Source organism: Variovorax sp. J2L1-78 (assembly GCF_030317205.1).
GTDB classification, from domain to species: Bacteria; Pseudomonadota; Gammaproteobacteria; order Burkholderiales; family Burkholderiaceae_C; genus Variovorax; species Variovorax arabinosiphilus.
The window spans coordinates 2,736,113-2,750,187 of record NZ_JASZYB010000001.1 but is presented as its reverse complement, the minus strand read 5'-3'; the positions used below and the strand labels follow the sequence as shown (position 1 = coordinate 2,750,187).

The following is a 14,075-nucleotide window of genomic DNA, read 5'->3' as shown; positions in this document are numbered from 1 at the left end:
CTCACTGCCTAGATAGAATTCGGAGCTTTCAGGCATGCCAAAAATAGCATGACAAATGCGGGAAATCCCTATGAACATCGCCTCGGTCCGGCTGTTCCTCGAGGTGCTGGAGGCCGGCAGCATCAGCAAGGTGGCCGCCCGTCGGCAGACGGTGCAGTCGCACATCAGCCGTCAGATCAGCGAGTTCGAGTCGGGCTTTGGCGGGCCGCTGTTGCGGCGCACCGGCCGCGGCGTGGTCGCGACCGAACTGGGGCAGCGCTCAGCCGCGAGGCTTCGGCTGTGGGTGCAGGAAACCGAGCGCCTGACCGAGGAACTGCGCGAGGAGTCCGGAACACTGCTCGGCGAAGTGCGGGTGGGCATCATTCCGTCGGCCGCCCATCCGCTGATGACCCACGTCTTCGCCAGGCTGCAGGCGGAGCAGCCGGGTATTCGGCTCAACGTGACCGAAGCCCAGGGCACCGAGCTCAATGCCATGCTGGACAGCGCCACGGTCGACATGGCGATCCTCTTCCGATTCACCCGGCCGGGCGGCAACGACGAAAAGCTGCTGGGCGTGGCCCACACCTACCTCATCTCCGGACCGGGCGACGAACTCACCGCCGATGCGACGGTCATGTTCTCGAGGCTGGCAGAGCGGCGGCTGGTGCTGCCCCGCCGCCCCAGCCACTGGCGCAACGCTCTGGACGAAGCCGCACGCAGCCTGGGCTTTCGCCTCTCGCCGGTGATCGAGGTCGACTCGCTCACGATGCAGAAGGAACTCGTCGCGCATACGCCAGGCCTCTATTCGATCCTCGGCCCGTATTCGATCGCGGACGATGTCCGGAGCGGGCGCCTTCAGGCCAGCAAGTTGGTCAAGCCTGACCTGTTCCGCAACGTGACGCTGTCGTTCCCGAAGCAGGGGAAACTGTCACCGGCGTGCCGATGGGTGGCGGGCCTCATCCAGGAACTGGTGGCGTCGTGGGGGAACGACCTGAGCCACCCCGTGGAGCATCCGTGACCGCGGTGCCGGACGTGTCGCAAGACGGAGCCGGTCAGAAAATATGTCGGATCCCCAGGTCCAGGCCGGTCCAGTTGGCGTTGACCACGCCTGGCACCCCACCGCCGCTCACAGCCGCGCCATTCCTGTTTTGGATGCGGGAGTACGTCGTGTACACCGCGGTTCGCTTCGACAGGTTGTGAACGTAGCCCACGGCGATCTGTGCCGCTTTCCGTTCGGCAGCGCTGTTGTCCTGCACTTGCGAGTAGGAAACGGGGAAGTAGCCTTGCCCCAACTCGATCTGGGCACCCACGAGCCACCCGCGTGAGCGCGAAGGCGCTGCGGCCCGCTCCTTTGCGTCTCGGTAGAACTGCGCCATGAACTTGAACGAACCGACGGTGTAGCTTGCACCCAGATTCCCCGTCGACACGTCACCCGAAGCGAGTGATGTCGTGCCATAGGCCGCAGCCACGTTGAGCGGCCCTGCCGCATAGCCCAGGCGCGCGCCGGCATAGTTGCCGTCGTTCCTCGTGCCGGCAGGCGCAGGCGACACGTTCTCGCCCATCGCGTACATCGCCTGCCCGTAGAACCCGTTCATGGCAGGCAGGAAGTAGCCGACGGAATTCGATGCACGCAGCCCGGTCACCACGGTCGAGACGCGCGTGAGGCTGCCCTGCGCCAGATTGGCCGCGGAGCCCGCGCCGGCCGTGCCGAAGGGATCGAACACGGTGATGTTCCAGTAGGTCGGCACGAAGTCTCGGCCCAGCCGGATCTCGCCGAGTTCGCGGCTGCTCAGGCTGACCGTCGAGCGGCGATTGAACGTGGTGCCTGTCGCCGGCAGATTCACCTGGTTGTTCGCACTGGTCGGTGCACCGGTGCCTGTGTCGACGTTGAGCCCCATGTCGAGAACGAAGCCAGCCGCCAGGCCGCCCCCCAGGTCCTCGGTGCCCCGGAATCCGAGCCGACTGAACTGGTTGCCACCGGCGCCGAGCAACCGGTTGGCACTGGCGCCCGCCTGACTCGCGTGCTGGACGGTGGCATCCACGACGCCGAAGAGCGTGACGGACGATTGCGCCATGGAGGCGCCGCTGACCGCAGCAAGCGCACAAACAACCACTGCATGTTTTTGCATCGGATCCCTCAGATCATGGGGGTAACTCACTAATGGTGAATTATTGTCAGTCCTGGAGCCTTCAGAATTCCGTACTTACCCGATGAAGCAGAGCGACAGTCCAGACCATGAGCAAACGCACGACGACCACGCGAACGGCAGCCGATCCGGAGGCCAAGACGCGTGATGCAGAGCGCTCGCGCAAAGCGATCCTCGCGGCCGCGAAGGAGGAGTTCTCCCTGCATGGTCTGGGCGGCGCGCGGCTCGAGCGCATTGCGGAGAAAGCCGAGGTGCACAAGCGCCTCGTCTACTACTACTTCAAGGACCGGGACACGCTGTTCTCGGCCGTCCTGGAGTCGGTCTATGAAGAGATCCGGGATGCGCAGCTCTACCTCGACCTGCGGGACATGCCGCCACTGGCCGCCTTGCGCCGGCTGGTCGAATTCACGTGGGACTACTACATCGCACACCCGGAATTCATCACCTTCCTCAACAGCGAGAACCTGCACCGCGCCAGACATCTCGCAGCGATGCCCCGGATCACCGAGCTGAATTCGCCGCTGCTGAAAACACTGTCCGACATCGTCGAGCGCGGGCAGCAAGCGGGCCTGTTCCGGGCGGGCATCGACCCCATGCAGCTCTACATCACCATTGCAGGCTGTGCCTACTTCTACCTCTCGAACATCCACACCCTCTCGGTGGGCTTCAACACCCCACTGGGCAGCGAGAAGCTGCTGACGCAGCGGATGACGCACATCATCGAGGTCGTGACGGCTTACGTGCTGCGCTAGGGAAAACACGGGCGATGCCCGCTTGCGCCAGGGCCAATCTCCTTCGCATAATTCACCTTTAGTGAACTAAAGAGCGATTCGACAGCGGGCCTGCGTCGTCGAACTCGGCTCGCAGCCCTCAGGACGCCCATGCGAAAGATCGACAGTTACGCCCATATCCTGCCCAAGGCCTACTTCGACAGGATGGCCGCCATCGCCAAGGACAAAGGCGCCATCAAGCGCTGGCTGACCATTCCCGTGCTCTACGACCTGGACGCACGTCTCGAGATGATGGAAGGCTTTCCGGGCTATCAGCAGGTCCTCACCCTGTCCAACCCGCCGATCGAGATGATCGCCGGCCCGGAGGATTCGCCGGAACTGGCCCGTCTTGCGAACGACGAGATGGCGACGATCCGCGATGCGCATCCGGACAAGTTCCCCGCCTTCGTCGCCTCACTTCCCATGAACAACGTGCCCGCGGCGCTCGCCGAGATGGAGCGGGCCATCACCCAGCTCGGCGCGCGTGGCATCCAGGTCTTCACGAACGTGAACGGCCGACCGCTCGACGATCCCGAGTACTGGCCCCTCTTCGAAGCAGCCTGCGAGACGTACGACGTGCCTGTCTGGATGCACCCCGCACGCGGTGCCGGCATGGCCGACTACAGCAGCGAGACGAAGTCGAAGTTCGAGATCTGGTGGACCTTCGGATGGCCCTACGAAACCAGCGCAGCCATGGCACGCATGGTGTTCTCGCGCTTCTTCGACCGGCTGCCCGACCTGAAGGTGATCACCCATCACATGGGTGCCATGATCCCCTACTTCGACGGAAGGATCGGCCCCGGGCTGGACCAGTTCGGGTCGCGCACCTCGGACGAAGACTACGAAGGCCTGCTGGCGCGCATGCCGCATCGGCCCATCGACTACTTCAAGCGCTTCTACGTGGACACCGCCCTCGCGGGGGGCAAGTCGGGCATTCGTTGCGGCCTGGACTTCTTCGATGCCAAGCAGGTGCTGTTCGCCACGGACTGCCCCTTCGATCCGGAAGGGGGCCCCATGTTCCTGCGCACCATCCCCCAGGCCATCGACGAACTCGACCTGCCGCAGGACGTGCAGGACGGCATCTATTTCGGCAACGCGTTGCGCCTGCTCAAGCTGAAATGCTGCTGACACGGCGCGTTCCCCGAAGTCGGCAACCACAAGGAGACAAGCCATGAGAAAAAGACAGTTCGTTCAAGCCCTGGCCCTGGTGGCCGCCGTGGCCGCGCCCGCGTTCGCCTGGGCCGACACGTACCCTTCGCGCCCGGTCAGGATCATCGTTCCCTACGTGGCCGGCGGGACGGTCGATCTCGTGGCGCGCGTGCTCGCGCAGAAACTCGGCGAGCAGATGGGGCAGCCTTTCGTGGTCGAGAACAGGCCGGGCGCGAGTGGATTGATCGGCAGCGAAGCGGTGGCGAAGGCGTCGCCGGACGGCTACACGCTCTTGCTGCAATCGCCGACGCTCGTGGCGAGCCCGCTCATCATGAAGAAGACGCCCTATGACGTGAAGAGAGACTTCACCGCTATCTCGTTGCTGGGTTCCGTTCCGATGGTCGTGGTCGCCTATCCAGGCTCGCCCGGGACGAACCTGCGCGAATTTCTCGATGCAGCGCGGGCCAATCCCCAGAAGTTCGCTTTCGGTACGTCGGCGACCGGGTCGCCGATGCACCTTGCACAAGAAGCGATCAAGCGCGGCGCCAAGCTGGACGTCCCCATCATCATCTACAAGGGGACTGCCGCAGCGCTGACCGATGTGATGGGGGGACAGATCAGCGCGCTGATCGATGCGATTCCATCGTCGGCGCCGAACATCGCGAGCGGCAAGCTGAGGCCGCTCGCCGTGACGACACGGCAACGCTTGCCATCGATGCCCGACGTGCCGACCGTGGCCGAGTCCGGCTTGCCGGGTTTCGAGATGGTGTCGTGGTACGGCTTGTGGGCGCCGGCCCGATTGCCCGCGGCGATCACCTCCCGATTGGCATCGGAGGTGCAGACCGCGATGAACTCCTCGTTCGTCAACGAGCGCCTGAAGCCTCAGAGCTTCGTGTCGGCTTCGGGCACCCCAGCAGAGTTCTCGGCCTTCCTCGACAAGGAGATGGCCAACTACGCGCGCATCGTCAAAGACGCGAACATCCAGGCGGAATGAGCGCGGCGTCGACGCGCCTCAGTCGCGCGTGGCGCGCCGCTGCACGCAATCGACATACGCCTCGCCATCGGGCGGACGGCCGGCGCGCTGCGCCTCCCACATCATTCGGCCGAGGCATTCCATCGCCGCGTGGTGGGCATCGAGCAGCGAGCTGCGCGCGGCGAGCAGCTCGACCGCCTGGCGGATGCCGCGCGGCTGGTCGATGGAGCATTGCTCGCTGATCGACAGGTGCATCGACAGGTGCAGGAACGGGTTCTCCTGTCCGTTCTTGCCGTCGTACACGCGGCTCACCGCTGCGTCGGCATCGACCAGGTCGGCGTGGTACTCGGGGTGCGCGTCGATCCAGCCGGCGGCGATGGTCTCGAGCGCTTCCATCGGCAGGCCGTCGCGGCTCTTGGCGTAGACGTTGCAGAAGAAGCGGCGCACTTCCTCTTGAGTGGGATTGAACATGATGCGGGCGAGGGTAGCACCGGCCGCGCGGGCCGTCAGAGCAGCCGTGAAATCTCCGCAGCCGCGGCGCGCAGCCCCGGCAGCATCGTCTCCTGCATCACCTTCGCGCTGGTGCGGTTGGCCTGGCCGCTGACGTTGAGCGCGGCCACGGTGCGGCCGTTGCGGTCGGTCACCGGTGCGGCGATGGAGATGAGGCCTTCTTCCAGTTCCTGGTTCATCAGGCACCAGCCCTGGCGCCGCGCCTGCGCGACCTTCGCGACCAGCGTGTCGACGTCGGTGATGGTGTAGCGCGTGAGCGCCGTGCGGTCGGACGCCTCGAGCCGCTCGCGCACCGTGGCGTCGTCCAGGTCGGCCAGCAGCATGCGGCCGAGCGAGGTGCAGTAGGCCGGCAGCCGCGTGCCGACCGCCAGGTTGATGCGCATGATCTTGTGCGTCTGCACGCGCAGCACGTAGACGATGTCGGTGCCGTCGAGCACCGCGGCCGAGCACGACTCCTTCACTTGCCGCACCAGCGCTTCCATCACCGGCTCGGCGCGGTTCCAGATCGGCATCGACGACAGGTAGGCGAAGCCGAGTTCGAGGATGCGCGCGGTCAGCCCGAAGCGCTTGCCGTCGGTCTCGACGTAGCCGAGCGACTGCAGCGTGAGCAGGATGCGCCGTGCGCCGGCGCGCGTGAGGCCGGTCGCGGCGGCGACTTCGCTGAGCGTCTGGCGCGGTGCGGTGGCGCTGAAGGAGCGGATCACCTGCAGCCCGCGCGCGAAGGATTGCACATAGCTGTCGCCCGGCGCCGGGGCGGGCTCCTCTTCTTGTCTCGTGTTTGCCATCGGTGGCCTTTGTTGTTTAGAATTCATTATAAGAACAAATGTTCGCTATACGAACAAATTGAGAGGTTCCTCCGAGTGTCATGCTCGGTTTCTCCATCCTTCACCGGAGACAGTTCCCATGATCGACAAGATCGCGCCTTCGATCGCCGACGCCATGTCGGGCATCCAGGACGGTGCCACCGTCCTCATCGGCGGCTTCGGCACCGCCGGCATTCCTCTCGAACTCATCGACGGCCTGATCGAACAGGGCGCTCGCGACCTCACGGTCGTCAACAACAACGCGGGCAACGGCGAGACCGGCCTCGCGGCACTGCTCAAGGCGGGCCGTGTGCGCAAGATCATCTGCAGCTTTCCGCGGCAGGTCGACAGCCAGATCTTCGACGGCCTCTACCGCAGCGGCAAACTCGAGCTCGAACTGGTGCCGCAGGGCAACCTGGCCGAGCGCATCCGCGCTGCCGGTGCCGGCATCGGGGCCTTCTTCTGCCCGACCGGCTACGGCACCGAACTGGCCAAGGGCCGCGAAACGCGCGAGATCGGCGGCAAGCACTACGTGCTGGAGTACCCGATCTACGGCGACGTCGCGCTGGTCAAGGCCGAGACGGGCGACCGCTGGGGCAACCTGAACTACCGCATGGCGGCGCGCAACTTCGGCCCGGTGATGGCGATGGCGTCGAAGAAGACCATCGCGACGGTGCACGAGATCGTCGAACTCGGCGCGCTCGATCCCGAGAGCATCGTCACCCCCGGCGTGTTCGTGAAGCACGTGGTGAAGATCGATCGCGTGGCCACACAGGCCGGCGGTTTCAAGAAGGCGGCATGACCATGAGCACCACGACTGCAACCTACCAACGTCGCACCAAGGACCAGCTCGCAGCGCGGGTTGCACAGGACATCTTCGACGGCGCCGTCGTCAACCTGGGCATCGGCCAGCCCACGCTGGTGGCCAACCACCTGCCGGCCGGGCGCGAGATCGTGCTGCAGAGCGAGAACGGCATCCTGGGCATGGGCCCGGCACCCGCCGCCGGCAACGAGGACTACGACCTGATCAATGCCGGCAAGCAGCCCGTCACGCTGCTGGCGGGCGGTTCGTTCTTCCACCATGCCGACAGCTTCGCGATGATGCGCGGCGGCCACCTCGACATCTGCGTGCTCGGCGCCTTCCAGGTGTCGGCCACCGGCGACCTGGCCAACTGGAGCACCGGCGAAGAAGGCGCCATCCCCGCCGTCGGCGGCGCGATGGACTTGGCCATCGGTGCGAAACAGACCTGGGTCATGATGGACCTCTTGACCAAGGCCGGCGTGAGCAAGATCGTCAAGGAATGCAGCTACCCGCTGACCGGCATCGGCTGCGTCAAGCGCGTCTACTCCGACCTGGCCACGCTCGAATGCACGCCCGACGGGCTCAGGCTGATCGACACGGTCGACGGCCTCACGCACGCCGAACTCGAGAAGTTGATCGGCCTGCCGATCGCCGCCTGAACGCACCGCCCCGAAACAACCAAGGAAGAGACATGAGCAGCAAAGAAGCCTTCATCTGCGACGCCATCCGCACCCCCTTCGGCCGCTACGGCGGCGCGCTCTCGAGCGTGCGCACCGACGACCTCGGCGCGATCCCGCTCAAGGCGTTGATGGAGCGCAACAAGAACGTCGACTGGCAGGCCGTGGGCGATGTGCTCTATGGCTGCGCCAACCAGGCCGGCGAAGACAACCGCAACGTGGCGCGCATGTCGGCGCTGCTGGCCGGCCTGCCTATCGAACTGGGCGGCGCAACCATCAACCGCCTGTGTGGTTCGGGCCTCGATGCGGTCGGTTCCGCAGCGCGCGCCATCAAGGCCGGCGAAGCGGGCCTGATGATCGCCGGCGGCGTCGAAAGCATGAGCCGCGCCCCTTTCGTCATGCCCAAGGCCGAGTCGGCCTTCAGCCGCGCCAACGCGGTGTACGACACGACCATCGGCTGGCGCTTCGTCAACAAGCTGATGAAGGCGCAGTACGGTGTCGACTCGATGCCCGAGACGGCCGAGAACGTGGCCACCGACTACAAGATCGAGCGCGAGGCGCAGGACTTGATGGCGCTGAATTCGCAACTGCGCGCCGTGGCTTCGCAGAAGTCCGGCTTCTTCGACGCCGAGATCGTGCCGGTGACCGTGCCGCAGAAGAAGGGCGACCCCATCATCGTCAGCAAGGACGAGCATCCGCGCGAGACCAGCCTGGAATCGCTCGCCAAGCTCAAGGGCGTGGTGCGGCCGGACGGCACCGTGACCGCCGGCAATGCCAGCGGTGTGAACGACGGCGCTTGCGCGTTGCTGCTGGCCGACGAAGCCAGCGCCGCCCGGCACGGCCTGACGCCGCGCGCCCGCGTGGTCGGCATGGCCACCGCTGGCGTCGCGCCGCGCGTGATGGGCATCGGCCCGGCGCCCGCCACGCAGAAGGTGCTGGCGCTGACGGGCCTCACGATCGACCAGATGGACGTGATCGAGCTCAACGAAGCCTTCGCGGCCCAGGGCCTCGCGGTGCTGCGCCTGCTGGGCCTCAAGGACGACGACGCCCGCGTGAACATCAACGGCGGTGCCATCGCGCTGGGCCACCCGCTGGGTGCCAGCGGTGCGCGCCTGGCGACCACCGCCATCAACCAGCTGCACAAGCAGGGCGGCCGCTACGCGCTGTGCACGATGTGCATCGGCGTCGGCCAGGGCATCGCGCTGATCCTCGAGCGCGTCTGATCCGCGTTCTTCCCCGGGGCCGCGGTGCGGCCCGCTTGAAGTGAAAGTGTCTATGAGTCCACAAGAAGTCGCCCTGGTCACGGGTGGCAGCTCCGGCATCGGCCGGGCCACCTGCGAGGCGCTGCTGGCGCAAGGCCGCACCGTCGTCAACCTCGACTACAACAAGCCGGACTGGAGCCATGCCAACCTGGTGTCGTTCCAGGCCGACCTGACGAAGGAAGCCGAGACGCAGGCAATCGCACAGCAGATCACCTCGACCTATGCCGTCACGGCGCTGGTCAACAATGCGGGCGCCACGCGCCCCGGCACGATCGACACCGCGACGATGGCCGACCTCGACTATGTCGTGGGCCTGCACTTCAAGGCCAGCATGATCCTGATCCAGGCCGCGCTGCCGGCGCTGCGCGCGTCGGGCCACGGCCGCATCGTGAACGTGTCGTCGCGCGCGGCGCTGGGCAAGCCCGAGCGCATCGTCTATTCGGCCACCAAGGCCGGCCTGATCGGCCTCACGCGCACGTTGGCGATGGAACTCGGCGGCGACCAGATCACGGTGAATGCCGTGGCGCCGGGCCCGATCGCGACCGAGCTGTTCCGCAAGAGCAACCCCGAAGGCGCGCCGCAGACCAAACGCATCATCGACAGCATCGTCGTGAAGCGTCTGGGCACGGCCGACGACGTGGCGCGCGCCACGATGTTCTTCCTGTCGCCGGACAACGGCTTCGTCACCGGACAGGTGCTCTACGTGTGCGGCGGCACGACGCTGGGCGTCGCGCCGATCTGAACGGTCCGGGCTCCTGTCCCCTCCGCAGGCGAACTTTTCGCCAATTTTTTCAGGCGCAGCCCTCAAGTTCTCAGGGTAAGTGCCGATATAGAACCTGTTTCGTCCGCTTCGCTCCAGGCGCATGACCGCCTGTGTTTCCATCTTTTCCGAGGATTTCCCATGTCTGCACTGAATCGCCGTACCTTCGCGCTCGCCACCGTGGCTGTCGCCAGCGCGTTGTCGCTGGCCCCCCTGGCCGCCCAGGCCCAGGCTGCCTTCCCGAGCAAGCCGATCACGATCATCGTGCCGTTCTCGGCCGGTGGCACCACCGACATCCTGGCCCGCGTGGTCGGCCAATTCATGAGCACCGACCTCGGCCAGCCGGTGGTGGTGGACAACCGCGCCGGTGCCGGCGGCAACATCGGTGGCCAGGCCGCGGCACGCGCCACGCCCGACGGCTACACGATCTTCATGGGCACGGTGGGCACGCACGCCATCAACCAGGCGCTCTACAAGAAGATGCCTTTCGACCCGATCAAGGACTTCGCCCCGCTGTCGCGCGTGGCGATGGTGCCGAACCTGCTGGTGGCCAACCCGTCGCAGCCGTACAAGAACGTCAAGGAACTGATCGCCTATGCCAAGGCCAATCCGGGCAAGGTGAACTTCGGTTCGTCGGGCGCCGGCAGCTCCATCCACCTGTCGGGTGAACTGTTCAAGCAGATGGCCGGCGTCGACATGCAGCACGTGCCGTACCGCGGCAGCGCGCCGGCGGTGTCCGACCTGCTGGGCGGCCAGATCTCGATCATGTTCGACAACATGCCCTCGGCCATTCCGCACGTGAAGGGCGGCAAGCTGCGTCCCCTGGCCGTGACGACCGCCAAGCGCTCGCCGGCCCTGCCGGACGTGCCGACCATCGCCGAATCCGGCGTGCCCGGCTACGAAGCGACCTCGTGGTTCGGCCTGCTGGCCCCGGCCGGCACGCCGGCACCGGTCATCGCCAAGCTCAACGCGTCGATCCTCAAGGCGCTGGCCAATCCGGAAGTGAAGAAGAAGCTGGCCGAGCAGGGCGCCGAGGCCGCCGGCGAGAAGCCGGAGCAGTTCGCCGCCTTCATCGCAGCCGAGACCGCCAAGTGGGGCAAGGTCGTGAAGGAGTCCGGCGCGACCGCCGACTGAGCTTCTCGATCTGAGCGTGTGAGCGGACGGGGGAGAATCCCCGGCTTTGTCCGAGAGACCGAGCCTTGACCTTCCCCGTCATCACCGACCCGTTCTTCTACGCGGTCGCCGTTCCCGCCGTGCTGTTGCTCGGCATCAGCAAGAGCGGCTTCGGCGCCGGCTTCGGCTCGCTGGCGGTGCCCATGATGGCGCTGGCCGTGACCGTGCCGCAGGCCGCGGCCATTCTGATGCCGGTGCTGCTGATGATGGACCTGTTGGGCATCGCGGCCTTCCGCAAGGATTTCGACCGCCGCCTGCTGGCCTTCCTCATCCCCTGCAGCCTGGTCGGCGTGCTGCTCGGCGCCTTGCTGTTCCGTGTGCTGTCGGCGCATCTGGTGTCCGGCATCGTCGGCGTCTTCACGCTGCTCTTCCTGGCGCAGCACCTCGTCTTCCCGCCCAAGCCCGGCGACGCGCCGCCGCCGCGCGCGGTCGGCGCCGTGCTGACGGCACTCTCCGGCTTCACCAGCTTCATCGCGCATGCGGGCGGCCCGCCGCTCAACGCGTACCTGATCCCGCTGCGCCTCACGCCCGTGGCCTTCACCGCCACCGTGGCCTACCTGTTCTTCGTGGTCAACCTGGCCAAGTGGGTGCCGTACGCGTGGCTCGGCCTCATCGACCTGCGCAACATGGCGACCTCGCTGATGCTGCTGCCGATCGCGCCGCTGGGCGTGTGGATCGGCATCCGCATCGCGCGGCGCATCAACCCCCTGTGGTTCTACCGCTTCGTCTACTTCGGCATGCTGCTGGCCGGGTTGAAGCTGGTCTGGGACGGCTTTATCGCACCCTGAGCGGCGGTGCGCTTCATAGATAAATCTTCTGCAGCAGGCGGATCAGCGTGTCGCGTTCGCGTTCGGTCAGGCGCGCGCTGGCGTCCTGCTCGAGCTGGATGACGGCTTCTTCCGCCTGGGCCACCAGCTGGTGGCCGGCCGGGGTGAGGTGCAGGCCGAGCGCGCGGCGGTCGTGCGGATGGGGCCGGCGCTCGATGAGGCCGCGCCGGTCCATGTCGGCGACGATGTTGACGAAGTTGGGCGGCAGGATGTCCAGCGTCGCGCACAGCTGGCGCGAGGTGGCGCCGGGGTTGTGTTCCAGCAGCGAGAGCACCGAGAAGTCGACCGGCTTCATGCCGTAGACCGCCATGCGTTCGGCGAAGGTGGCGCTGATCACCAGGTACGCGCGGCGGGCGTTGTAGCCCACCAAGCCCTCGAGCACGCGGGTGTCGAGCGGCTCGGGCCCGGCGCTGCCATTCGGTGCGGTGGTCGTGTGGGCTGGGGAAGCGAGGGAAGCAGCGCGCTTGCGCGGGCGGGGTGCGGTGGCCATCGGCCCCGAGCCTAGCGCATCGCCCCGGCCTGCTGCGCGATCGTCTCTTCGCAGGCGCGCTTGACGATGCCGGCCCGCATCTCGAACTCCGGCAGCACCCAGCGCCGGAAGGCCGCGGCCGCGCGGGCATGGCCCTCGTCCGCGCCCGGTGCCTGCTCGATGCGCGCCCAGGCCCAGGCCAGCATCGCGAGCATCACCAGCCGCAGGTAGTCGTCGGCCACCTCGTAGGCCAGGCGCGGGCGGGCGTGGGCGGCCATGGCGAGCTGGGTGGTGAGGTAGCGCAGCTGCGCCAGGCGGCGCTGCACGTCGGCATCGGCGTCGCGCGAGGCGTCGAGTTCATTGCGCAGCGCGAGCAGCGTCGCGGCCAGGCCGGCGCCGGCGTCCGGCAGCACCTTGCGCACCAGCAGGTCGATGGCCTGGATCTCGTTGGTGCCCTCGTAGATCATCGTCACGCGCGCGTCGCGCACGATCTGCTCGATGCCCCACTCGCGCACATAGCCGTGCCCCCCGAAGACCTGCAGGCAGGCGCTGGCGCCGTCGAAGGCCTGCTGCGTGCAGGCGGCCTTGAGCACCGGCGTCACCAGGTTGCACCAGCGCTGCGCGGCCTCGCGGGCGGCGGCGTCGGCGCCATGGCGGGCGATGTCCAGCTGCATCGCGGTGCGGTAGGCGATGAGGCGGGCGCCGTCGATCCAGGCGCGCTGGGTGTCGAGCACGCGCGCGACGGCGGGGTGCTCGACGATCAGGCTGGCTGCGTCGCCGGTCGCGCCGGGTGCCCGCATCTGGCGCCGCTCATGGGCATACGCGTCGGCCTTCTGCCAAGCGGCGTCGAGCAGGCCGATGCCCTGCAGCGCCACATGCAGCCGGGCGGAATTCATCATCACGAACATGGCGGCCAGGCCGCGGCCGGGCTCGCCCACCAGCCAGCCGGTGGCGCCGTCGAAGCGCAGGACGCAGGTCGGGCTGCCGTGCAGGCCCATCTTCTCTTCGATGCGCTCGCAGTGCACCGCGTTGCGCGTGCCGTCGTCCAGTTGCTTGGGCACGAGTGCCAGCGACAGCCCCTTGGGGCCGGCCGGCGCCTGTACTTCAGATCCTTGCAGGCGGCACAGCACCAGGTGCACGATGTTGTCGGTCAGATCGTGTTCGCCGCCGGAGATGAAGATTTTGGTGCCGGTCACGCGCACGCTGCCGTCGGCCTGCGGCTCGGCGCGGGTGCGCACCTGGCCCAGGTCGCTGCCGGCATGCGCTTCGGTCAGGCACATGGTGGCCAGCCATTCGCCGCTGGCGATCTTCGGCAGGTAGCGCTGCTTGAGCGCCTCGCTGCCGTGGTGGCGCAGGCATTCGAAAGCGCCGTGGAGCAGGCCCGGCGCCATGGTGAAGCCGTGGTTGGCGGCGGCCAGCCATTCGTACAGCACCGCCTCCAGCACCGCGGGCAGGCCCTGGCCGCCGTCGTCGACCGGCACGGCGAGGCCGGGCCAGCCGCCGGCCACGAAGGCGCGGTAGGCCTCGGGGAAGCCGGGCGGCGTCTGCACCGCGCCGCCTTCCAGCCGGCAGCCGACTTCGTCGCCGGTGCGCTGCAGCGGCGCGACGATGTCCGCGACGAAGGTGGCCGCCTGGTCCAGCACCTGGCCCTGCAGTTCGGCGTCGACCTCGGCGAAGGGCGGCAGCGCGGCCAGCTGGCGCGGCGCGTCCAGCACGGCCTCGAGCAGGAAGCGGGTCTCTTCGGTGGAGGGGCGGTAGTTCATCGTGGCGGTGC

15 protein-coding genes are annotated in these 14,075 nt (G+C 67.2%); 10 read left to right on the top strand and 5 right to left on the bottom strand.

Going from position 1 to position 14,075, the window contains the following annotated elements; all coding sequences use genetic code 11:
- Nucleotides 1–70: 70 nt before the first annotated feature.
- A complete protein-coding gene (locus QTH86_RS13155; RefSeq protein WP_286649164.1) occupies nt 71–997 on the top strand; it encodes a LysR family transcriptional regulator in 927 nt (308 codons plus the stop codon).
- Nucleotides 998–1,031: 34 nt separating this feature from the next.
- On the opposite strand, the gene QTH86_RS13150 is transcribed toward QTH86_RS13155, so the two are convergent.
- Nucleotides 1,032–2,108 (bottom strand): porin, encoded by a 1,077-nt coding sequence (locus tag QTH86_RS13150; RefSeq protein ID WP_286649163.1) that lies wholly within the window; start codon nt 2,106–2,108, stop codon nt 1,032–1,034.
- 107 nt (nt 2,109–2,215) lie between these two features.
- Here QTH86_RS13150 and QTH86_RS13145 point away from each other — a divergent pair, with 107 nt between their 5' ends.
- The 3 genes from QTH86_RS13145 to QTH86_RS13135 all read left to right on the top strand — a co-directional run bounded on the left by QTH86_RS13145 (nt 2,216) and on the right by QTH86_RS13135 (nt 5,039).
- Nucleotides 2,216–2,878, top strand: coding sequence for a TetR/AcrR family transcriptional regulator (locus QTH86_RS13145; RefSeq protein ID WP_286649162.1), 663 nt, complete (start codon nt 2,216–2,218; stop codon nt 2,876–2,878).
- 129 nt (nt 2,879–3,007) lie between these two features.
- Nucleotides 3,008–4,024 (top strand): amidohydrolase family protein, encoded by a 1,017-nt coding sequence (locus tag QTH86_RS13140; protein ID WP_286649161.1) that lies wholly within the window; start codon nt 3,008–3,010, stop codon nt 4,022–4,024.
- Between the two features lie 79 nt (nt 4,025–4,103).
- On the top strand, nt 4,104–5,039 hold the full coding sequence (locus QTH86_RS13135) for a tripartite tricarboxylate transporter substrate binding protein (RefSeq protein ID WP_286649160.1): 936 nt from the start codon (nt 4,104–4,106) through the stop codon (nt 5,037–5,039).
- Nucleotides 5,040–5,057: 18 nt separating this feature from the next.
- On the opposite strand, the gene QTH86_RS13130 is transcribed toward QTH86_RS13135, so the two are convergent.
- Complete coding sequence (locus QTH86_RS13130) at nt 5,058–5,489, bottom strand: DUF1841 family protein (RefSeq protein WP_286649159.1); 432 nt, start codon at nt 5,487–5,489, stop codon at nt 5,058–5,060.
- Nucleotides 5,490–5,524: 35 nt separating this feature from the next.
- Nucleotides 5,525–6,313 carry an IclR family transcriptional regulator domain-containing protein gene (locus QTH86_RS13125; protein WP_286649158.1) on the bottom strand — a complete coding sequence of 263 codons (789 nt, stop codon included), beginning with the start codon at nt 6,311–6,313 and terminating at the stop codon, nt 5,525–5,527.
- A 118-nt stretch (nt 6,314–6,431) separates the two neighbouring features.
- On the opposite strand from QTH86_RS13125, the gene QTH86_RS13120 reads away from it, so the two are divergent.
- The 6 genes from QTH86_RS13120 (at nt 6,432) to QTH86_RS13095 (ending at nt 11,793) form a co-directional block, all read left to right on the top strand.
- Entirely contained in the window at nt 6,432–7,133 is a 702-nt protein-coding gene (locus tag QTH86_RS13120) for a 3-oxoacid CoA-transferase subunit A (RefSeq protein WP_286649157.1), read from the top strand.
- Nucleotides 7,130–7,792: a 3-oxoacid CoA-transferase subunit B gene (locus QTH86_RS13115; RefSeq protein ID WP_286649156.1), complete on the top strand. Its 663-nt coding sequence runs from the start codon at nt 7,130–7,132 to the stop codon at nt 7,790–7,792. The genes QTH86_RS13120 and QTH86_RS13115 overlap by 4 nt, the downstream gene beginning before the upstream one ends.
- A 32-nt stretch (nt 7,793–7,824) precedes the next feature.
- A complete protein-coding gene (gene pcaF / locus QTH86_RS13110; protein WP_286649155.1) occupies nt 7,825–9,033 on the top strand; it encodes a 3-oxoadipyl-CoA thiolase in 1,209 nt (402 codons plus the stop codon).
- A 52-nt stretch (nt 9,034–9,085) separates the two neighbouring features.
- Entirely contained in the window at nt 9,086–9,814 is a 729-nt protein-coding gene (locus QTH86_RS13105; RefSeq protein WP_286649154.1) for an SDR family NAD(P)-dependent oxidoreductase, read from the top strand.
- Between the two features lie 159 nt (nt 9,815–9,973).
- Nucleotides 9,974–10,966, top strand: a complete 993-nt coding sequence (locus QTH86_RS13100) for a Bug family tripartite tricarboxylate transporter substrate binding protein (protein WP_286649153.1) — start codon at nt 9,974–9,976, stop codon at nt 10,964–10,966.
- A gap of 65 nt (nt 10,967–11,031) precedes the next feature.
- Nucleotides 11,032–11,793, top strand: coding sequence for a sulfite exporter TauE/SafE family protein (locus QTH86_RS13095; protein WP_286649152.1), 762 nt, complete (start codon nt 11,032–11,034; stop codon nt 11,791–11,793).
- 13 nt (nt 11,794–11,806) lie between these two features.
- On the opposite strand, the gene QTH86_RS13090 is transcribed toward QTH86_RS13095, so the two are convergent.
- Nucleotides 11,807–12,322 (bottom strand): MarR family winged helix-turn-helix transcriptional regulator, encoded by a 516-nt coding sequence (locus QTH86_RS13090; protein ID WP_286649151.1) that lies wholly within the window; start codon nt 12,320–12,322, stop codon nt 11,807–11,809.
- Between the two features lie 11 nt (nt 12,323–12,333).
- A complete protein-coding gene (locus QTH86_RS13085) occupies nt 12,334–14,064 on the bottom strand; it encodes an acyl-CoA dehydrogenase family protein (RefSeq protein WP_286649150.1) in 1,731 nt (576 codons plus the stop codon).
- Between the last annotated feature and the right edge of the window lie 11 nt (nt 14,065–14,075).